Annotated in this window: 16 protein-coding genes, 2 rRNA genes and 1 pseudogene (1 of these 19 only partly in view); 16 read left to right on the top strand and 3 right to left on the bottom strand. The window is 40.0% G+C overall.

Annotated elements, in window-relative coordinates:
• The 6 genes from MHI21_RS07970 to MHI21_RS07995 form a co-directional block, all read left to right on the top strand.
• Positions 1-1,476: ribosomal RNA gene (locus MHI21_RS07970) — 23S ribosomal RNA — on the top strand (it extends 1,450 nt beyond the left edge of the window).
• A gap of 145 nt (positions 1,477-1,621) precedes the next feature.
• Positions 1,622-1,738 (top strand): 5S ribosomal RNA (rrf, locus tag MHI21_RS07975).
• Positions 1,739-4,025: 2,287 nt separating this feature from the next.
• Positions 4,026-4,343 carry a thioredoxin gene (trxA, locus tag MHI21_RS07980; protein WP_342419774.1) on the top strand — a complete coding sequence of 106 codons (318 nt, stop codon included), beginning with the start codon at positions 4,026-4,028 and terminating at the stop codon, positions 4,341-4,343.
• A gap of 244 nt (positions 4,344-4,587) precedes the next feature.
• On the top strand, positions 4,588-5,253 hold the full coding sequence (locus MHI21_RS07985; RefSeq protein ID WP_342419775.1) for a metalloregulator ArsR/SmtB family transcription factor: 666 nt from the start codon (positions 4,588-4,590) through the stop codon (positions 5,251-5,253).
• A 588-nt stretch (positions 5,254-5,841) separates the two neighbouring features.
• A complete protein-coding gene (locus MHI21_RS07990) occupies positions 5,842-6,171 on the top strand; it encodes a thioredoxin family protein (protein WP_044647494.1) in 330 nt (109 codons plus the stop codon).
• A gap of 441 nt (positions 6,172-6,612) precedes the next feature.
• The gene (locus MHI21_RS07995; protein WP_134904484.1) at positions 6,613-7,572 is read left to right on the top strand and encodes a zinc-binding dehydrogenase; all 960 of its coding nucleotides are present in this window, start codon (positions 6,613-6,615) and stop codon (positions 7,570-7,572) included.
• A gap of 130 nt (positions 7,573-7,702) precedes the next feature.
• On the opposite strand, the gene MHI21_RS08000 is transcribed toward MHI21_RS07995, so the two are convergent.
• A complete protein-coding gene (locus tag MHI21_RS08000; protein WP_342419776.1) occupies positions 7,703-8,671 on the bottom strand; it encodes a LacI family DNA-binding transcriptional regulator in 969 nt (322 codons plus the stop codon).
• Between the two features lie 149 nt (positions 8,672-8,820).
• Entirely contained in the window at positions 8,821-9,489 is a 669-nt protein-coding gene (locus tag MHI21_RS08005) for a metalloregulator ArsR/SmtB family transcription factor (RefSeq protein ID WP_023988726.1), read from the bottom strand.
• A gap of 563 nt (positions 9,490-10,052) precedes the next feature.
• Here MHI21_RS08005 and trxB point away from each other — a divergent pair.
• From trxB to MHI21_RS08045, 8 genes are all read left to right on the top strand, one after another.
• Positions 10,053-10,982: a thioredoxin-disulfide reductase gene (gene trxB, locus MHI21_RS08010; protein WP_023988727.1), complete on the top strand. Its 930-nt coding sequence runs from the start codon at positions 10,053-10,055 to the stop codon at positions 10,980-10,982.
• A gap of 98 nt (positions 10,983-11,080) precedes the next feature.
• The gene (locus MHI21_RS08015) at positions 11,081-11,569 is read left to right on the top strand and encodes an OsmC family protein (protein ID WP_076265023.1); all 489 of its coding nucleotides are present in this window, start codon (positions 11,081-11,083) and stop codon (positions 11,567-11,569) included.
• A 28-nt stretch (positions 11,570-11,597) separates the two neighbouring features.
• On the top strand, positions 11,598-11,939 hold the full coding sequence (locus MHI21_RS08020) for a thioredoxin family protein (protein ID WP_023988729.1): 342 nt from the start codon (positions 11,598-11,600) through the stop codon (positions 11,937-11,939).
• A gap of 71 nt (positions 11,940-12,010) precedes the next feature.
• On the top strand, positions 12,011-12,754 hold the full coding sequence (locus MHI21_RS08025; protein ID WP_342419777.1) for an NADPH-dependent oxidoreductase: 744 nt from the start codon (positions 12,011-12,013) through the stop codon (positions 12,752-12,754).
• 297 nt (positions 12,755-13,051) lie between these two features.
• A complete protein-coding gene (locus MHI21_RS08030; RefSeq protein ID WP_342419778.1) occupies positions 13,052-14,113 on the top strand; it encodes an NADH:flavin oxidoreductase in 1,062 nt (353 codons plus the stop codon).
• 423 nt (positions 14,114-14,536) lie between these two features.
• Complete coding sequence (locus MHI21_RS08035) at positions 14,537-15,193, top strand: carboxymuconolactone decarboxylase family protein (protein ID WP_254349315.1); 657 nt, start codon at positions 14,537-14,539, stop codon at positions 15,191-15,193.
• Between the two features lie 24 nt (positions 15,194-15,217).
• Positions 15,218-15,949, top strand: a complete 732-nt coding sequence (locus MHI21_RS08040; RefSeq protein WP_342419779.1) for a DsbA family oxidoreductase — start codon at positions 15,218-15,220, stop codon at positions 15,947-15,949.
• Positions 15,950-16,011: 62 nt separating this feature from the next.
• Positions 16,012-16,527, top strand: coding sequence for an OsmC family protein (locus tag MHI21_RS08045; protein WP_342419780.1), 516 nt, complete (start codon positions 16,012-16,014; stop codon positions 16,525-16,527).
• 168 nt (positions 16,528-16,695) lie between these two features.
• Here the strand turns inward: MHI21_RS08045 and MHI21_RS08050 are convergent.
• A pseudogene (locus MHI21_RS08050) lies at positions 16,696-17,743 on the bottom strand (GerAB/ArcD/ProY family transporter).
• A gap of 1,101 nt (positions 17,744-18,844) precedes the next feature.
• Between MHI21_RS08050 and MHI21_RS08055 the strand changes: the two are divergent.
• Both MHI21_RS08055 and lpdA read left to right on the top strand, forming a co-directional pair.
• Positions 18,845-19,285 carry an OsmC family protein gene (locus MHI21_RS08055; RefSeq protein ID WP_342419781.1) on the top strand — a complete coding sequence of 147 codons (441 nt, stop codon included), beginning with the start codon at positions 18,845-18,847 and terminating at the stop codon, positions 19,283-19,285.
• 59 nt (positions 19,286-19,344) lie between these two features.
• Positions 19,345-21,030 carry a dihydrolipoyl dehydrogenase gene (gene lpdA / locus MHI21_RS08060; RefSeq protein ID WP_342419782.1) on the top strand — a complete coding sequence of 562 codons (1,686 nt, stop codon included), beginning with the start codon at positions 19,345-19,347 and terminating at the stop codon, positions 21,028-21,030.
• Positions 21,031-21,045 lie beyond the last annotated feature (15 nt).

Genomic DNA, 21,045 nt, shown 5'->3' on the forward strand with positions numbered 1-21,045 from the left:
CGTAATCCGTTATGAGCAATGGGGTGACGCAGTAGGGTAGTGACGCGGACTGATGGATGTCCGTCTAAGCAGTGAGGCTGATGTGTAGGCAAATCCGCACATCGTTAAGGCTGGGCTGTGATGGGGAGCGAAAATTGTAGTAGCGAAGGTCATGATCTCAGACTGCCAAGAAAAGCCTCTAGCCAGGAGAAGGTGCCCGTACCGCAAACCGACACAGGTAGGCGAGAAGAGAATTCTAAGGCGCGCGGAAGAACTCTCGTTAAGGAACTCGGCAAAATGACCCCGTAACTTCGGGAGAAGGGGTGCCTCGGTAGGGTGAATAGCCCGAGGGGGCCGCAGTGAAAAGGCCCAAGCGACTGTTTAGCAAAAACACAGGTCTGTGCGAAGCCGCAAGGCGAAGTATACGGGCTGACGCCTGCCCGGTGCTGGAAGGTTAAGGGGAGTGGTAAGCCTTCGGGCGAAGCTATGAACCGAAGCCCCAGTAAACGGCGGCCGTAACTATAACGGTCCTAAGGTAGCGAAATTCCTTGTCAGGTAAATTCTGACCCGCACGAATGGCGTAACGACTTGGGCGCTGTCTCAACGAGAGATCCGGTGAAATTTTAATACCTGTGAAGATGCAGGTTACCCGCGACAAGACGGAAAGACCCCATGGAGCTTTACTGCAGCTTGATATTGAATTTGGGTACGATCTGTACAGGATAGGTGGGAGCCGTAGAATCTTGAGCGCCAGCTTGAGAGGAGGCATCCTTGGGATACCACCCTGATCGTATCTAGGTTCTAACTTGGTACCGTGATCCGGTGCGAGGACAGTGTCAGGTGGGCAGTTTGACTGGGGCGGTCGCCTCCTAAAGAGTAACGGAGGCGCCCCAAGGTTCCCTCAGAATGGTTGGAAATCATTCGAAGAGTGCAAAGGCAGAAGGGAGCTTGACTGCGAGACCTACAAGTCGAGCAGGGACGAAAGTCGGGCTTAGTGATCCGGTGGTACCGCATGGAAGGGCCATCGCTCAACGGATAAAAGCTACCCTGGGGATAACAGGCTTATCTCCCCCAAGAGTCCACATCGACGGGGAGGTTTGGCACCTCGATGTCGGCTCATCGCATCCTGGGGCTGAAGTAGGTCCCAAGGGTTGGGCTGTTCGCCCATTAAAGCGGTACGCGAGCTGGGTTCAGAACGTCGTGAGACAGTTCGGTCCCTATCTGTCGTGGGCGTAGGAAATTTGAGAGGAGCTGTCCTTAGTACGAGAGGACCGGGATGGACGTACCGCTGGTGTACCAGTTGTTCCGCCAGGAGCACCGCTGGGTAGCTATGTACGGAAGGGATAAGCGCTGAAAGCATCTAAGCGTGAAGCCCCCCTCAAGATGAGATTTCCCAGTATGTAAGACCCCTTGAAGACGACGAGGTAGATAGGTTGGGGGTGGAAGTGCAGTAATGCATGGAGCTGACCAATACTAATCGGTCGAGGGCTTATCCTAAGAATAAAACGCAATGAGTTTCGGATCTAGTTTTCAGGGTGTAAGTTTTGTATTGTATAAGCTCAAGTAGCTTATATGAAACAAGCGAACACACAGCATTTGGCGATGCTGATTCCTGTTAAAGAATTTACAATGTAAATTCATGTTTGGTGGCGATAGCGGAGGGGTTCCACACGTACCCATCCCGAACACGACCGTTAAGCCCTCCAGCGCCGATGGTACTTGGACCGCAGGGTCCTGGGAGAGTAGGACGTTGCCAAGCGCAATAAAAGAGCACAGCCTTACTGGCAGTGCTCTTTTTGTCTTTTTCGGAACCGAGTCGATATTAGAAAATGAAATTTAAGTTTAGTACTTTCTAAATATACAGTTATCTTAGCACCACTACTTCTGTATAGCATCCCAATGTCAATTAACTTCTAAGAGCCAACTGTTTATGTTTCGTTAGGAGAAATCGTTGGAGCAGGTGGTTCGAATTGGGGACTCTGGATTCTGATCAGAAGTGATAAAAAGATCGTTAGAGCGTTCCTCTTTGGAATTTTCATTTATTTGCAATAAAATCATAGATTACACTTCCAAGAAATACAGATATTAATGTTACCACCAACGTTAACGTTAGTATTATGTTTACCGCTATTGGAGTGGCTTACCTGCCAAATAGGATAGCTTCTTGTAACTTGGCCAATCCTAATTCTGTCACTGTAATAATCCTAGTTCTTGAATCAATTGTACTTTGTACGACGTCAACGAAACTGCTTTTTTTAAGATGTTCACATTCCGAGTAACCGTAGTTTGATTAAGAAGCATGTCTTCTCCTAATTCACTTATTGTAATGTCTTTTATTATTGAGGATGTTAACTGGCATAGAATATTGTGTGATTTTTAAGCAAGTACAAGACAGTAACTTATCATATACTGAATAACCACCCTTGTCGTTTTTCTAAGATTTGAACAAAAGCATGATTGCAGTAAAAGATATAGACGAGACAAATGGCCACTTAATTAAAGCATTTGATATTTTATAGTCGCAGCTGATAATGACGTTGTTTATTTCATTGTCCCTTTTAGAAAGCATTACTTTGTTTCTTTGTTTTGATAAAATCTCAATTTGTTGTATAGAAACAGTGGGTTTATCCTAGCTCATGTTTTAATTTTCTCAAAATTCATGATATAAAAACAGCCTATTTTAGGCTGTTTTTGTCTCAATTGAAGTTATAACTCACAAGACTATTTATATCATCTAAATGAGACAGGCAATATCCCCGAAAACCCAGTGAAATCGGGAATTAAGGCTAAGTAAACACAAAATTATCTGTTAATGATTAATCTAAGTGTTCTTAGTTTATGGTGAAAAGGATAGCCTATTTTTTATAACAAGAAGTGAGACAAACATTATTTGAAGGAAAAATCACCTTTGCTCGGCTAAAATTTTGTTATAACATTTTTAGCTACAGGACAATCAAATATCTAACCTAAATAGTCCCGTTAAAAAAGGGCTTTTTTACTTTATGTATAGCAGGTGAAATGACCGTTTCAAGAAAAAGGTTGCACTCATTCAAATCTCATCATTGCTATTTGGAGAATGCATCTTTGGTACTTAGGCTTTAATTTACCCGAGGTATTTAGATAATTAGCAGACCTGTTTATACATTGTAATTTTTAAGTTGGGACGAAACGATCTCATCAGTTTTTTTATTTTGTTGATTAATTTCTAAGAAATAATAGATTGAAATCATATGTCTATTTCCTTGTCTAAATGGGAATACTGATTCTAAAATAGAACGGAGGAGATTAAGATTAATTATAAAGATATATATAATTTACATATTCAGCTTCTTGATGTATATGAGAGGAATCAAACGTATCGCCATCCTTATCAAAAGGATATTAATTTTTATAAACGACAGCTTAACTTTTTTTGTGAAAATATCGTACAAAAGATTTTCGTTTTAAACCAACTAATAAAGATTTATGAGAAGAATAGAGAGCCTCAAATTAATTGGTGCTCAGAGACTTATTATTCAAAACAACATGGAGATATTAAAAAAACAAATTGAGAGATGAAAAGACCAGCGAGTGGTTTCAGTTCATCGTAATTGAAACATAGATCTGCATTAAATAAACAGACAAGCCAAAGCTAAAATATTCGAGAAAAGCAAAACACAGATGAGTTCCAAGTTTGGGATTCGACTCTGTGATTTTTCTCTTATTTCACGAGCAAAATAATGTTTGAATGAGAAGAAGGATTTTATTTAATCTTGGCAGTTATATGGAGTGGATTACTTGAGTTTAAAGGCGCACTCCCTAGTTAATCAAAATCTTAAATAAGTTGAATCTTTAGCCGGTGATCTAATTCAAAAGATCTTCGGTTTTTTTGTTTAAAAGCAAATTAGACGTAGTTCAAACGGGGCAAATAATACAAGAAAAATACTGGTGCCGTATAAATGAACTTAACTTCATAGATATTAAAAAGTTGACTTAATTCGATTTCAAAAGTATAATTCAATTAATCGATTGAATAATTGATAAATTAATTAAGGGGGATTCTATTTATGGGAGCAGTATCTTTAACAAAACAGAATTTTGATTCTAACATTAACAGCGGAGTGACACTAGTCGATTTTTGGGCACCATGGTGTCCACCTTGTCAAGTGCAACTTCCGATCGTAAATGAGCTAGCTGATGATCTGGCTGAACAAGCAACAGTAGCCAAAGTCAACGTTGATGAAGAAATCGAATTGGCTCAACAATTTGGAGTTAGAAGTATTCCTACGCTACTCTTATTTAAAGATGGTAAATTGGCTGAGACAATGGTGGGGATTGAGCAAAAGCAGGCTCTTAGAGAAAAAATTCTAGGATTGCTTAATTAACAGAGTATTCAACAAATCCATTTTTGTAATAATCATTGAAATACATGTGAAGAGAACGACGGATTTGGATTTTTCTGAACCGTCGTTTTTTTCAATTTATTAAGTGAATTCTTAAAGCTAGAACCAAAATGAACGGAAAGTAAATGTTGGATTGCTATTTTATATTTGGACATACTAGTGAGTAATTCGCATGCAGGAAGGCATACCCGAAAATCTAAGGTATTGCAACAAAGAGGAGGTTCCAATGGAAAGTAGATGTCCTGAATCGGATATTAAAGAACGTTTATATCAGCAATTTGCTCGAATTGGGAAATGTTTATCCAGTGACAAAAGACTTGAGATTATGGATCTCTTATCAAACGGACCAAAATCTGTTGAAAGTTTGGCTACACAAACTGGTATGAGTGTTGCGAATGTATCCCGTCACTTACAAATTTTGCTGGAAGCAAAATTGGTTAGATTTCAAAAAAAAGGTACTTTCGTTATATATAATATTAGTGATTTATCTGTAACTCATTTTTTGTCCTCTTTATGGAATTTGTGTGAGGACAGACTCTCTGACATAAAACAGATTAAAGATGAGTTGAAAAGGCAATATGTAGGTGTTCAAAGTATCACAAAAAGAGAACTATTGGCAAAAATGAAGCAGGATAACATGGTTCTCATAGATCTCCGACCAGTTGAGGAGTATAAAACATCTCATATCCCAGGTGCTATATCTGTACCTTTAGAGCAGTTGGAAGAATACCTAAAAACATTAAATAAAGCTGATGTAGAACTTGCTGCATACTGTCGGGGCCCTTATTGTTCTCTTGCATCTCAAGCTGTTGATTTTATTCAAAAACAGGGCTTCACAGCGTATCGAATAGAAGAAGGAGCCCGAGAGTGGAATGCTTACGATGGAGAATGAGGAATGAAATTTAAATAAAAGATGCAAGTGAAAAATATAGTGCTTTTAACATTTAAAGTTGGATTTAGAGAGTTGATAAAACTGAAATTTAATCATTAAATTCAACTGTTCTATTGATTTTAATGATTCGACTTAATATGACAGAACGGAATAGATATAGGATAATTTACTGGCTAACTCAACATTTTCGCTTCCTTGCGGTGTAAGATGTTATCTTTATAATCAAACAAAATCAGGTGCCTGTTTATATTAAATGGATTGACATTAAGAGATAGTTCCGATTTTGAAAAATAGCATTTCAGGAATTCACAATGTCTTCCTAGGGCGATTGCCGTTTGTTTGGGGAAAAGATTTGTCTCCAAAAGATAGCGTAATTATATTGACCGATTAATATTTTAAAGGAAAAAAAAGCGGCACGTATTTTACCAAAACAGGGATTTCATGATTTGTATTTATTAGTTATTAGTAGATCCAGTTTCTCAATTAATTGAATGGAGTCAGAAAAGTAAATTAGAACAAAACTGCATTGAATAATATTGGATCTGGAGCCATTCAGTTCCGAATAACATACAGTAAGGCGGGAGATTAATGATAAATGTCCAAGAAATAACTTCAGTGAATGAAATAGATACGTTTATCCAAAATAACCGATTAAGTATGCTATATGTATCTCAAGAGGATTGTAATGTATGTCATGCAATTTATCCCAAACTAAAAGAATTACTCAACAATTATCCAGAAATAAAACTTGCGCATATAGATGCTAGTCAGGTAGAGGCGGTTGCAGGCAAATTATTGATTTTTACAGTTCCCACGATCATCTTATTTTTTGATCAAAAGGAATATCTTCGTGAAGGACGGTTTGTTCAGTTTGAACAATTAGAAGCACGATTAGAACAGTTGTACAATGCGGTATAAATTCTAAGGTAATATCAACATGAAAATAAAACTATTTAATACGATGGAGAAAAGAATGAAGAACCCCGTGATTATTATTGGTGCTGGCTTAAGTGACCTGCGAGCACTGCTATATCCGAAGATCGTATTCCACTTCAAAATTTTCCGCATTACGGACCTATACCTGCATCTGGGGAATGGAAAAATAAATTGCCTTTGCTGGAACAGAAGCAAGTGCAGAATTTGGTGACATCTTGAAGGTGCACTTCAGTCAGCTGAACTAGTAGTCTCAAAAATCATCAATCAGATAACAAAAATACAAAACTTACAAGAAGTTGCAACGAATCTATTCATTCGTAATGAAAATAATCAATTCGAATATACAATTAATTAATTGAATATTTGACCTGTTTAAACTATACTAATGGAGTACCACTATTTTAAAACTAAGGAGGTTTATTCATGAAGAAAATGAAAGCCATGCAAATTCCAGCTGCAGGAGAAAAAATGCAGTTAGTTGAGGTACCGGTTCCGCAGCCGGCAGAAGGGCAAGTATTGCTCCGCGTTGAAGCTTGCGGCGTATGTAATGGAGATTCAATGGCCATGGGCGGTGCGGCGTCAGCATATCCCCGCATTCCTGGACATGAAGTGATAGGAATCGTTGATGAGCTTGGATCAGGCTCGTCAAAATGGAAAATTGGAGAACGTGTCGGCATTGGATGGCATGGGGGACATAGCCATGTGACCGGATTAACAATGGACGGTGGATATGCTGAATACATGGTTGCTTATGAGGATAGTTTGTCCAGTATTCCAAATGAAATTTCGGCAATGGAAGCTGCTCCACTAATGTGTGCTGGAGAAACGACCTTTAGTGCCATCAAAAATAGTAAAGCTCGCCCTGGTGATCTAGTAGCGATTCAGGGGATTGGTGGACTGGGACATCTTGCCGTTCAGTTTGCAAGCAAAGCCGGATATCGCACCGTGGCTATTTCACGAGGAAATGATAAAGAAGCTCTCGTACGTGAACTTGGAGCCCATCACTACATTGATTCGGCCAAAGAAGATCCGGCTGAGGCATTACAAGCATTAGGCGGTGCTAAAGTCATCCTGGCAACTGCACCTAACGCGAAGGCCGTTTCCTCTCTGATCAACGGGTTGGGTCAAGACAGCGAGCTCATCATTGTGGCAACTTCCACTGATCCACTAGAATTGTCAGCGATGGACTTTTTGAAAGGATCTAACACGGTCAAAGGTACGTTAACAGGCGGAGCGGAAGAAATCCAAGCGACGATCAATTTCAGTGTGCTGACGGATATTCGCCCCATGATTGAGTCATATCCATTAGATCGTGCTAGCGAAGCATACGATAAAATGATGTCAGCATCGACTCGATTCCGTGCTGTCCTGAATATTTCTTAGTGATGATATAATTACATGGGTGGGTAGCCTACGACTCACGGGTTAATAGAACCACTTGTTCAATTTGGACAAGTGTTTTTTTAATGTACTGTAGGATTTACCATATGCCAGTAATACTAAAGATACTGCGTTATGTCGAACTTCGCTCAACTAACTTGTATGTTAAAGTGTTTAGCCTGTTTTTGGTGTTATTCAACTTATTTTGCAAAATAAGAAATGCATTCTCAGCTTGCTGGTCGATAGGATAGTCAATCGTTGTCAAATCGAGCAAGTGAGCCACCTCTGTATTATCGAAGCCCATAATCCCCAAATCTCCCGGAATGGAAAATCCCAATCGACGCAGGGATGTCATAAGACCAGCTGCCACTTCATCATTGGCACAAAAAATAGCATCAGGTCGGTCTTCCTGCGATACCCACCATTTAGCAAGCTCCTCCCCATCACGAACTAAAGTTTTATCTTCGAAATGAGGAAATGGATACGCCATGAGATTGTGTTTCTTAACGAATTCTGTATGGGCACGAATGCGTTCCTTTGTATTCAGTCCTTTGGACATCGGATATATGCTAAGTATTTTTCGGTAACCTTTGGAATGAAGATATTCAAGACCTGTCGAATAGGCATGAAATTGATCCATAAAGACAGAAGGAAGATTCTCGTTTTGAAGACGTTGCCATATAACAATGGGGCCATACCGGGCATAGGATTCAATGACATCCCATTCATTGGACCGTATCAAACACACGATAGCATCTAATTGCTTCCGTTTTAGCATTTCCAGGGCAATAAGCTCCTTTTCAGGTTCTCCATTCGTGATAAAAAGAGTGACGATAAATCCGTTTTTCTCAGCAAAAAGAGTGAATGCACGAACAAAATTAATAATAATAGGACTAAAGGAGACCGTCATTATTCCAATCTGACGAGTTTTACCTTTTTTTAGAGAGATCGCATTAGCATTGGGGACATAATCAAGCTCCTCGATAATTTCTAAAACTTTTTGTCTGGTTAAATCACTTACGTAGCCGTGTTTATTAATTACTCGTGATACAGTTGCTGTGGATACTCCCGCTAAGCGAGCAATTTCTTGAATATTCGCCACTTCTAACCACCTCTTAAGAGAAATCATATCATGTTTCCTAAGTTTGTCTTAACTAAAAAGGACTTCAGAGCCTAATAATATTGGCCTTGAAGTCTTTTAGTTAAGAATTGGAGAAATTAATTGTTATTCGTCTGTTCTTAGAAGTCAGCTTAATGTAACTGAAAATGTTCTTGCCACTCATTCAAGCCCTCTTCCATGCGAAAAGCCGTAAAGCCTTCAGATTGTAATTTCTGCGTCGCCAGAGCTGAGTAGACACACAGTGGACCTCTACAATATGCGATGATTTCTGTGTTTTTCGGTATCTCTCTTATTAGTGCATCTAATTCTTCCATCGGCACTGAAATTGCTCCCGCAATATGATCCATGTCATACTCTTCTTTAGGACGTAAATCCACCAAAATTATTGAATCATTATTAATCTTCTCCCTAACCTCATCCATCGTAAGCGTTTGAACGTCATCAAGATTGTTTAGGAAATCGTCTTTCATTCTACTAATGTCAGGAAGTTGTTTTTCACTGATTCGCCATAAAGAGGAAAGAAATTCGATGATTTCTGGATCAGCCAAAGAATAGATCACATATACTCCTTTTTTTGTGAATTTAACCAGTTTTGCATCGAGCAGAACTTGAAGGTGGCGAGATACATTCGCAATATTCATGTCTGTGCAGGTAGCTATTTTTTCTACGGTTCTAGAACCATTGGATAGCACATTTAAGATCTCAAGACGCTTATCACTGGATAAACATTTTCCGATTCTAGCCAATTGTTTATAGAGATCTTCCTTAAAGATTTTCGCAGAGTTCAGCATATCTTCCATTATTCTCAACCTCTATTCTTGTCGTATTATAAAACGGGAATCCCCAATTCCAATCATGCATAGGAGAAGCCTTAGAATACACCTTAAACTATAATCCATAACTGAAGAATCATAATGAGGAAATTATATACTCAAAAATTGACTTTACTCATGAAATCGGCTCTTGTTCATTCAATTGAATATTAAAATTTTAACATGAACAACCCGAGTGGAGTCAAGTCAAAAGGATATAACTTGATAAAATTTATAAGAATACCCTATTTAGAAAGTTAAAAAGAAAGCCTTAAATTCTGGTTTACTCCAACATACAACGCATATGAAACATAAACTCTCACAAAAAAGTTGACACTGCCATTGCGCTCTGTCAGCTTTTTTCATTATGCAAAGATTAGTCAAACATCCGCCCCTAAATACATTTCTACAATGTGTGTCTCATTCGTAGTCATTTTCTATCCTTGTATTGACGAGCAGATTTCCTAATGCTATAATTCAATTAATCAATTGAATATTAAAAAATATGGTTATAAACAACTGTAAAAAATATCGAATTTGGAGGGATGAATATGTATAAATCTGTAATTGTCGGAACTGGTCCAGCAGGACTGACCGCAGCGATCTACCTGGCTCGTGCTAATATGAATCCGCTCGTCATTGAAGGACTTGAACCAGGAGGACAGCTTACAACAACAACTGAAATTGAGAATTATCCTGGATTTCCAGAAGGCATCATGGGCCCGGAATTAATGGATAATATGCGTAAACAAGCGGAACGCTTCGGGGCTACATTTCTTAATGGTTGGGTAAAGACGGTAGATTTGGAAAAACGGCCGTTTAAACTGGAAGTGGAGGGCAAAGGTGAAATCATTACTGAGACTCTGATCATTTCAACCGGTGCCAGTGCGAAATATTTAGGAATACCAGGCGAAACAGAAAATGTAGGCCGGGGAGTTAGTACTTGTGCCACTTGTGATGGTTTTTTCTTTCGAAATAAGGAACTCATTGTAGTGGGTGGAGGCGATACTGCATTGGAAGAAGCAAACTTTCTAACACGATTCGCTTCCAAAGTTACTGTGGTGCATCGTCGAGAAGAACTGAGAGCCTCAAAAATTATGCAAGATCGCGCTCGTTCAAACCCAAAAATTGAGTGGGCTTTAAGCAGGACCCCACTTGAAGTTGTTGCGGAAGAGCGTGGAGTGACAGGATTGAAAGTCCGGAACCATATCTCAGGCGAAGAGGAAATCCTACATGCACATGGTGTATTTGTAGCCATCGGCCATCATCCGAATACGGACTTTTTAAATGGTCAAATTGAAACGGATAAGAACGGCTACATCGTTACAGTACCCGGCACATCGATGACAAATATTTCAGGTGTGTTTGCTTGTGGAGATGTACAGGATACTCGCTATCGTCAAGCTATTACTGCAGCAGGGACTGGAGCCATGGCGGCCATGGACAGTGAAAAGTTTATCGATTCTTTGGAAAATAATTAAAACGTCGTTAACCGAATAGAACGTTTTGAAGTTTCTCGGAGTCTAAGGATTTTAGTGACAAGTACAAGTAATGAAAATATGGAAAGGAGCATATTAAAATGCCGGATCAAAAAGTGAATATGAATACGGTTTGGTTCAAAGACGCGAAAGGTTTTGGTCGAATGAAAGGCGACAATTTACAAACACAAATTGCTATCCCTGTTCTTAAAGGGGGAAGTGGGGAAGGTGCTAATCCACAACAACTCCTGATGTCCTCTGCTATTGCTTGTTATTCTCTGACACTAGCGTACATGCTCGATCACAAGAAAGTACCCGTTGCCGGGTTCTTTATGGACACAGAAGGGAACATAGCTAGAGGGAACCAACTGAGCATTACACATCGTCCGCATGTTGTTTTATCCTCGGGTGCATCGAAAGAAGATATCACTGTGGTCGAAGCATTATTCCTACAAGCAGAAGAAAAATGCCACATTGGTCAGCTGCTTGTCAAAGCAGGTGTGCCGGTAGGTACCGAAGGTAAGGTATCGATTGATGCTGGAGATGATCTGACAAGTAACTATATTGAACAACATCAATTGGAATGGTAAACCATCCATTAAAAAAGGAGAAATTAAAATGAAAAAAGTTACCTCTAAATCAGAATTTGATACAGCTATTCGTTCCCCCAAAATTACAGTTGCTGTTTTTAAAGCAGACTGGTGCCCAGACTGCAAATTTATTGATCCATTCATGCCTGAAGTTGAAGAAAAATTTGCGAATGATCTGGATCTCATTGAGGTGGATGTAGATCATGTAGGTACTGTGAGTGAAGAACAAAATATTATGGGTATTCCAAGCTTTGTAGCCTATGTCGAAGGTAAAGAGCTTACTCGTTATGTCAACAAGCTTCGTAAATCACGCGAAGAGATAGAACATTTTCTGCAAAGTGCTGTTGAGGTATATAACAAACGTTCATAAGGATTTTCGCGCTATTGCGTATCTATATAGAAACTAATTACATTGGATGAACCAAAGAAAGGTAAGAAACAATGAATAAGAATGAACTATACGAAATCTTAATGAATCACCGATCTATCCGTAGTTACACGGATCAGCCAGTCAGCGAGCAAGAACTGACACTAATCATGAATTCTGTGCAAGCAGCTCCATCCTCTATTAATGGGCAGCAAGTGTCTGTCATAAGTATTGAGGATCGACAAACCAAAGAAAAAATCGCTGAGCTGACTGGGAACCAGCCGTGGGTAGCACAAGCTCCAGTGTTCCTATTATTTTGTGCTGATTTTTTTAGAGCGAAACTTGCGGCAGAATTGAACGGAGAACACTTGGTTATTACCGAAAGTATGGAGTCCATCTTAGTAGGAGCGACTGATGTTGGACTGGCAATGGGCAACGCAATTGCTGTAGCTGAATCATTAGAACTAGGTATTGTGCCGATTGGAGGAGTGAGAAACCAGCCGATTGAATTAATTGAATTACTTGAGATTCCTGAATATGTATTTCCTGTAAGTGGACTAGTTATTGGACATCCGGCTGATCTCTCTGCGAAGAAGCCACGTTTACCTCAAAAAGCAATCTGGCATAAAGAACGCTACGACACCAACTTAGAAGGCCTCATTAAAGAATATGATCAAACGATCTCTAACTACATGGATAAACGTACAAATGGAAAAGAAACAAGAGGTTGGAGTCAAGAAATATCCTCCTTCTATAACCACATTTATTATTCTGAAGTGAGAAGAATGTTGGAGCAGCAAGGATTTGATTTCAAGTAATTTCATTGATGGAAGAGTGTTTTCCCAAATTACATGAAAATCAATGTCTTAGGTAAAACAAGCCCTAAGCCGAAGATGGAGCCAATTTGGATATTTGCTTTAATGGAGGAAAGCTGCCCTATTTAACAGGCTTCTGTGGTGGTGCAGCCATAACTTGGTTCTCAGTTCATTTTATAAACGTTAGAATGAGAGTCTTTTTATATGCATTGTTAGGGATTAGATAAGTTGATTTAATTGTTGCTAATATACGAACGTCTACGTTATAAAATGACAATAATAAAACTTGGAGGTTTTTTTGTGAATAATTTTCAATCTGTTGAAGCTCTTTTTAAACCATTCGAAATGGGAAATCTCAAACTATCTAATCGTATTATAATGGCACCTATGACTCGAAATTTTTCTCCAAATGGAGTGCCAGGGGGGGATGTCGCTGCGTATTATCGTCGTAGAGCTGAAAATGGTGTTGGACTTATTCTGACAGAGGGTACATTTATCAACCATCCTGATGTTGCATCCGAGGTGCCAGCATGGCAGGAGGACGTACCACACTTATACGGAGAAGAGGCGCTAAATGGATGGTCAGAAGTAGTTAATGGTGTCCACGAAGTCGGTGGAAAAATTTTCTCGCAAATATGGCACATGGGTGCACGTGGTAACGTCAATGATTACTCTAAACAAGAAATTTCGGAATTAGTTGAAGCCTTCGTGCAGGCAGCAGTCAATGCTAAAAAAGTTGGGTTTGATGGCATCGAGATTATGGCGGCACATGGATTTTTAATTGATCAATTCTTTTGGGAAAAAACAAACTCGCGTAACGATGAATACGGTGGCGACATGGTCAATCGTACGCGCTTTGCTAGTGAGGTTATCGCAGCTTGCCGAGTTGCTGTTGGACCAGAATTTCCAATTGTGTTGCGAATCTCACAGTGGAAATATGATGCGTATACAGCAAAATTAGTAGAAACTCCAGAACAACTAGAACACTTCTTAACACCATTAGTTGATGCAGGCGTTGACATCTTTCATGCTTCTATTCGTCGTTTTTGGGAACCGGCTTTTGAAGGATCTGACTTGAATCTTTCAGGATGGATAAAAAAACTGACAGGGAAACCAACAATTACAGTTGGATCTGTCGGTCTTGACGCTGATTTTTTGGATTTCTTTGATAACGGAGAAAATGCGAATGGAAAAACAACCCAAATAGAGGGGCTAATCGAGAGATTAGAACGTGGAGAATTCGATTTGATCGCAGTCGGGCGCGCATTATTGGCTGACCCTGACTGGGTAAACAAAATCCGCGATGGACGAACAGAGGAATTACTTCCGTTTACGCGTGAGGCACTAAACACATTATATTAAACGGAGTTTGAAAAATAACGAAGAACCTATATCGATTTGAAATGCACCCACTAGAATACATTAGATAAACCCTGGGTTTAACCAATGTATTCTAAGGGTTCATTTTTTTTATGGGCTATTTTCATCCCTATTTTAGAAGGCTGAATTTATATAAATGATTCATAAATATCTGGTTATTCATGGTTTCCAAGGTGTTCCACTCTTCACATAAAAAGTACTTGACTTAAATGCCTACACATTCTATAATTCAATTAATCAATTGAATAATGTTTTCTTGTTACGACTAAAAGGAAGCATTTAAAGAGAGAAACTTTTTGATTCAATCGTAGGATCTATGAAAAACGTAAGTAAGGAAAAAATTCTGAGCGTGATGAATTAAAGCTCAGAGTACACTAAAATTTCTAATGAATAGAGGGGTTTTCTATGAGTCATCAAGACAGTTTATTTAAAAAATCGAATTTTAAACGTATTGGAGAATTTAACTCGGTTTCTCCAGAGATTTTCAAGGCGTTTGTAGCCTTTGAAAAGTTAGCATTGGCTGAAGGGAAACTTACAGCAAAATACAAGGAACTAATTGCAATTGCTATAGCCCACACCACGGGATGCCCTTATTGTATTGAGGTTCATGTAAAACAAGCTAAGAAACATGGTGTATCAAAAGAGGAAATGGCAGAAGCTATAATGGTTGCCACCGCGCTCAAAGCCGGTTCGGCGATGGCTCATGGCGTTAATGCTTTAAATGCGTATGATGGTACCGATGACGACGAGTTATACCGTGCATCTTATATTAATAGACTACGGGAGTTTACCCAATTAAGTGATTCGTTCAAATCCTTTGCTTCTTTTGATCAGCAAGCGTTGAAAGCCAGCATACTCAGTACCAAGGAAAAAGAATTGATTGCGGTTGCGGTTGCCCATACCACTGGGTGTCCATATTGCATTGATATTCATACCAAAGCAGCCAAAAAAGCCGGAGCAACCAAAGAAGAACTGGCTGAGTCGATTATGGTAGCTACTGCTTTAAAAGCTGGTTCCGCTCTTGCTCATGGAGTAAATGCACTGGTTGCATTTGACGAATAACTAAAACTGAGAAGGGGTAGAAACATGAAAATTGAAATCTGGTCTGACATTGCATGTCCATTCTGCTATATTGGTAAACAAAATCTGGAGCGAGCCTTAGATGGATTACCGCATAAAGATGAAATAATTATTGAATACAAAAGCTTTGAGCTTGATCCGGGAGCTTCTTCGTATGATGGAACAAGTTTTGTGGAAAAATTAACCCCTAAATTTGGAGGAAGAGAACAAGCAAAAGAATTTCTTAGCCACTTAACTCAACAAGCCAAGAACGTGGGATTATCCTTTCAATTAGATAGTCTTAAACCCACCAATACACTGGATGCTCATCGTTTATTAAAATGGGCAAAAACGAATGGCAAAGAAACAACGTTGAATGAAAAATTACTTATTGCACATTTCACTGAATCAAGGGATGTAGGAGATTATGATACACTGGCCGATATTGCAGAAGCAGTTGGATTAAACAGAAAAGAAGCCCTCGGAGTATTAAAAAATAAGGATCTTCTTTATAAAGATCAAGTACGAAAAGATCAAGATGAAGCTCGTAGAGTTGGGATTAGCGGGGTACCGTTCTTTATATTCAACCAAAAATATGCAGTTTCAGGGGCACAGCCGACAGAATCTTTTTCTCAAGTGTTGGAGAAAGTTTGGGAAGAAGAGCATCCGGCAGCTAAGTTTGAAATTCTTTCTGATGAAACCTCTAGTGAAGGACTATGTACTGATGAAGGGTGTGCGATCCCGCCTAAAAAGTCATAAAGGACAAGCGAGGATTCAATTAAATTGGTCTATGAAAAATATAAAATAGAGGAGTCCAAAATATGAGTAAAATGAACGGTGTAGATGGGAATATGCTCGGAAGCTTGGCAGAAAAATATAAGGAAAATCCTGAAGATGCGATTACAAGTTTTGCTTCTACAGTAAAATGGAAAGATGGGTTTTACTCGGAGGCCGAGGTTGGGGACTATAAGCCGGTACCCATTGATGAACCAGAGTGGCTATCCGGAACTGGAAAAGGGCCTAATCCCGTTGAGCTTTTGTTAAGTGCACTTGGCGCTTGTGTAGGTGTTGGATTCATTGCAACAGCTAGTGGTATGGGGATTAAAGTAAATTCATTGGACGTTGATGTTACTGGAGAAATAGATCTGAACGTTTTCTTTGGCTTAAAAGAGGGGAATTCTGGCTTTGATGAAATAAATGTTCGTTTCAATGTGGACAGTGACGCCGATGAAGCGCAGGTTGAAAAGTTGATTGCAAAAGCCATTGAAATATCACCTGTGAGAAACACCATTGAAAGAAATGTTAAAGTGACTTCGATGTATACACTTCACAGTTAATACCATGAATACTTGATTGTTTTGCTAGAAAAGTAGACATTATGCGAGGAACACATAGCATAATGTCTACTTTTTTTTATAATATTAGGATCAGGGTGCTTTCGTTTTCCCTTGTGGTTAAGGACATGTGTGCTCCCTTTTGCCAAAAGCCCTACATACGTTCAGTAGTTAGTATTTCTTGAAGTAAATGATTCCCATGTATTCGACCGCACCGCTAAGGCTAAACACGTCCATCATACGAACAGGAGTCATTGTGGAGATAAAGATAATCGGAATTAAGCCAAAAATCGCATAACGATATTTAAGACCGAATACCTGTGAGATCCCTAAGGATGCATTGAAGAAAAAACTGCAAAAATTACAAAACATTTGCATCATCCAGATCACCAGCAGCGGAAACTCCAGACGTTCAAAAAGAAATCCGGGGATTTCAAAAGTGCGTATTAAATTAATGGTGGGCCAAGTACTTGTCACAGTGGAGTCCATCGATAACCCGCCGATCACCATAACTACGGTCAAAAAGTACAAAACCCAAGGGATACTGATCCCCACTACCATGGCCTTAAATGCTTTTTCAGGGTGCTGCAGAAAAGCGGCTAGTGTCATGACGACTTCGCATCCAGCGAAAACAAGAACAGTCGATTTTAGTCCCTTGATGACAGGTAAAATCCCGTCACTCAATACAGGACGAAGATGATCAATTTCAAAAATTCTTAGGCTAAATACAAAACAGAGCAGCAGAAAGATGAGACTGATCGGAAGTACAATTTGGTATAACCGTGCGATGGGATTAATACCTCCAAAAACTAAATAACTCCCTACCTAAATAAATGGAATCACAATCGCCCAGATCGGAGTGCCTTCCAGCAGATAAAACATCGTCACTTCAGCAAAAAAACCGAATCTCAAGGCCAGCGATGATTAAAAAATATATAATCAATAATACACTTAAAAATCCTCCCAGGATGATGCCCACGATTTTTCTGGAGTATTGATACACGGTGTCTCCGGGAAACTGTTGACTTAATTTCACCATGAGCCAAACGACTAATATGACAATACATCCACCGATGAGGACAGAAAGCCATCCATCAGGAGTCTGTACCTTTTCAGTTACATTTCTCGGCAGTGTCAAAATACCTGCCCCCAATACGGTATTGGTCAGGAATACAGCGGCCTGCTTAGTTGTGATCTTATCATCAGAGCGTGTAAACACCATAGCTCCTCCTTCGTCTTGGCATCATGATCTTTGCTTGCTTTGCTGCGTTTTCATCATAACAGGTCTTCTTTTCATCAGAGATATAGGAGCCTAGAAATACAAAAATTCCAGTTACTTTACTTTCCTGTTGTTCCTGTTAGGGTTGCTGACCTTTAAACATCAAAAATCTGCAATACCTGCTTGTTCATAATCTCTCTATCCTGCATACCTTCTATGAAGACTAACACGGACCGTGCATCTCTTCACCACAAACTCACGAAAATGCACATCACTATTTTCACCTATAGCCTCACGAATTGCCTTTAAGTCGGAATCATAATTCCCTGTAATCTAAAGGGATAATCAACGCGAAAGCGGCCTGAAATAATGTAACCCACCTCGGAATATAAGGAATTATTTTAGACCACATGATGATCACCTCTAAACGTTTCAATTCATTTCCCAATAAGAACCAAGTTGTTCATAAAGTATTCCTAATAAAGGTTGAATTTACACATGAGTCGGAAAAATCCGTTCAATAAATAGAGCGTGTGATTTCATGAACTACATTATTTCCAAATCAAATTATTGTAGCAGATATCAGACAAGACACTTCTATTCTTGTTTTATAACTATCTTGCACTGAGAATGGGGTATGCATTTTATATTTATGAAGTTTCATTGAGGGCTAAGGCTCTCCTTTTTTATTACGATATGCCAAGCCAAGCATACTTTTCGTTTCGCTGTTGAAAGTCTGATCGGAGCAAAAGAGGTTCCGAAGCGCTTCTCTGGTTGTGGAAGTGAGTCGGGTAGACGAAGTAGTGACCAGCCTCTAGATTTTCCCGAATCATTGTCTAGGATGAAAAGAATTAGGAAGGTGAAAAATCAGAGAAGACTTTTTTGCAGCATGCAGTTCGATGATCGGAGTCTACACATTATTGAAATTATCATCCTTTCGTGGAAACGATCGAAAATCGATTGAAGTGTATCTCCTGCTTTCCACAAGCTATGTTTATTTCAACAAATTACTTAGCTAACTATTGACTTTGGGTAAAAAGATTGTTATTCTTTTCACAAGCTTAAGTTACTTTTTTCACAAAAAAAAGGGAGGCCATATCTATGTTAACTACGTTCAAAGCTACTGCCACAAAATTTCCAGAAGGGTTGCAGGTTGAGGCTCAATCCAGAGGTTTTAAAATCTTGATGGATGAACCCCAAGATTTAGGTGGAACAGATAAAGGAATGAATCCGGTCGAAGCGCTTCTGTGTGCGCTGGGAGCATGTCAGTCCATCGTTGCTGCTGCTTTTGCGGATGCGTATAACTTTTCGTATGAAGAGTTGTATGTTGAGCTTGAAGGGGATTTGGACCCGGATGGGTTCATGGGGCTGGCAGATGTAAGAAGTGGGTTCCAAGAAATTCGTTTTGTAATGCACTTCAAAACGACCGAAAGTCAAGAAAAAGCAGAAGCTTTTGCGGCATTCATTGAGAAGACCTGCCCGGTTGGAGACTGCTTAGCGAACGGGGTTAAACTGGTGCAATCCGGTGTAGTCAGACACTAAACTATTCGCTAAAAGCGGCGCGGCTTAGCCTTTTTTAGTAGTGAAGGAGCTTGAACATCATGGAAATTAAAATGTCAATGATTGCTGGGGGAAAAAAGGGGAAAGCAGGAACAATCAATGTGCAGCTAGGGGAGAAGGTTTCTTTTGGAGACTTACTCGTCGAGGTTGAAACGGGAAAAGGCAATCGAGAAATTACAGCGACCGCAGAGGGTACCATCAGCCATATTTTCTTTGAAGAAGGTGGAGAAATTTCTTCTAACCAAGTTTTGTTCACGTTGGAAACCGCTGTAGAAGACACGGTTGTATTATCTGAGCCGCAGGCTGCTACAATGGAACAGCCAGTCATGGCTAAGAAAGTTGAACTATTGATTATTGGGGCAGGACCAGGTGGGTATGTGTCCGCGATTTATGCAGCCAAAAAGGGGATTAAGGTTACATTAGTTGAAAAGGAAGAATTAGGCGGTACCTGTTTAAATGTAGGTTGTATTCCAACCAAATCACTGGTTAAATCTGCTGAAGTTTGTCACCATGTCAAACAGTCGTCTTTGTTTGGCATTCACACGGGAACGGACCTTCAAGTCGATATGAAGCAGATTATTCGTCGTAAAGATGAAATCAAGGGAAAATTAATTTCCGGGATTGACTACTTGATGGAAAAGAATGATATTGAAGTTATCCACGGGCAAGCTTCTTTCTTATCCGCACATGAAGTGAGTGTAAAAGGACAGAACCAGTACCATATTTCAGCGAACGACATCATCGTAGCGACAGGCTCCAAAATTGCCAAGGTGAATATCCCTGGCATCGATCTTCCTTTTGTGATGAACAGCACTGATGCGCTTGCATGCACCGAACTGCCGAAGAGCATCACGATCATCGGCGGGGGTGTCATTGGTATGGAGTTTGCTTTTATCTATCGTTATTTGGGCGCTGAAGTGCATGTAGTTGAATTTATGAGCCGACTGTTGACGATGATCGACAGTGATATTTCCGAAGAAATCAAACATTCTGCGGAGCAAGCAGGGATTCATATCCATACGGACTCGAAGGTAGCCAAAATCCAGCGTGCTGACGATGGACAAGCGATCGTAAATTATGAGGATTCCCAAGGTGAGCACCTCCTCGTTAGTGAAAAAGTGTTGGTGGCCGTTGGACGTGAGCCTAACTTGGAGGGTTTGGAGGTTGAACGAGCCGGAATTCAGCTTAATGAACGTGGGCGAGGCATTGCCGTGAACGAACACATGCGTACAAACGTCGAACATATCTATGCGATAGGCGATGTTACGAATATTATGCAGCTTGCACATGTCGCCTCGCATCAAGGCATTACAGCCATCGATGGGATAGTAGGCGAATCGGGAGGCATGCACTATACGGCAATCCCGAACGTGATTTTCACTTCACCAGAGATAGCCAGTGTAGGTCTATTAGAGGATGAATGTAAACAGCAGGGGATGGATTACAGCGTGAGTAAGGTTTCCTTTGCCAGCAATGGTAAGGCGTTAACAATGAATGAACCGGAAGGTTTTATTAAATTGATAAAGGATAATCGCTCACAAAGAATAGTTGGAGGGTCGATTATTGGTCCCGATGCGTCTTCTCTGATCAGTAGCTTAACGCTTGCAATTGCCAATGAGCTGACGGAGCAACAAATCACGCACACCGTGTTTGCTCACCCGACTACGGGAGAAGTGATTCATGAAGCTGCATTCGGCTTTAGCATTGGGGCGCTCCATCAAGCGTGAAACATGCTGATGTAG

This window comes from Paenibacillus sp. FSL H8-0168 (assembly GCF_038592955.1).
In the GTDB taxonomy this organism is placed as follows: Bacteria; Bacillota; Bacilli; order Paenibacillales; family Paenibacillaceae; genus Paenibacillus; species Paenibacillus polymyxa_B.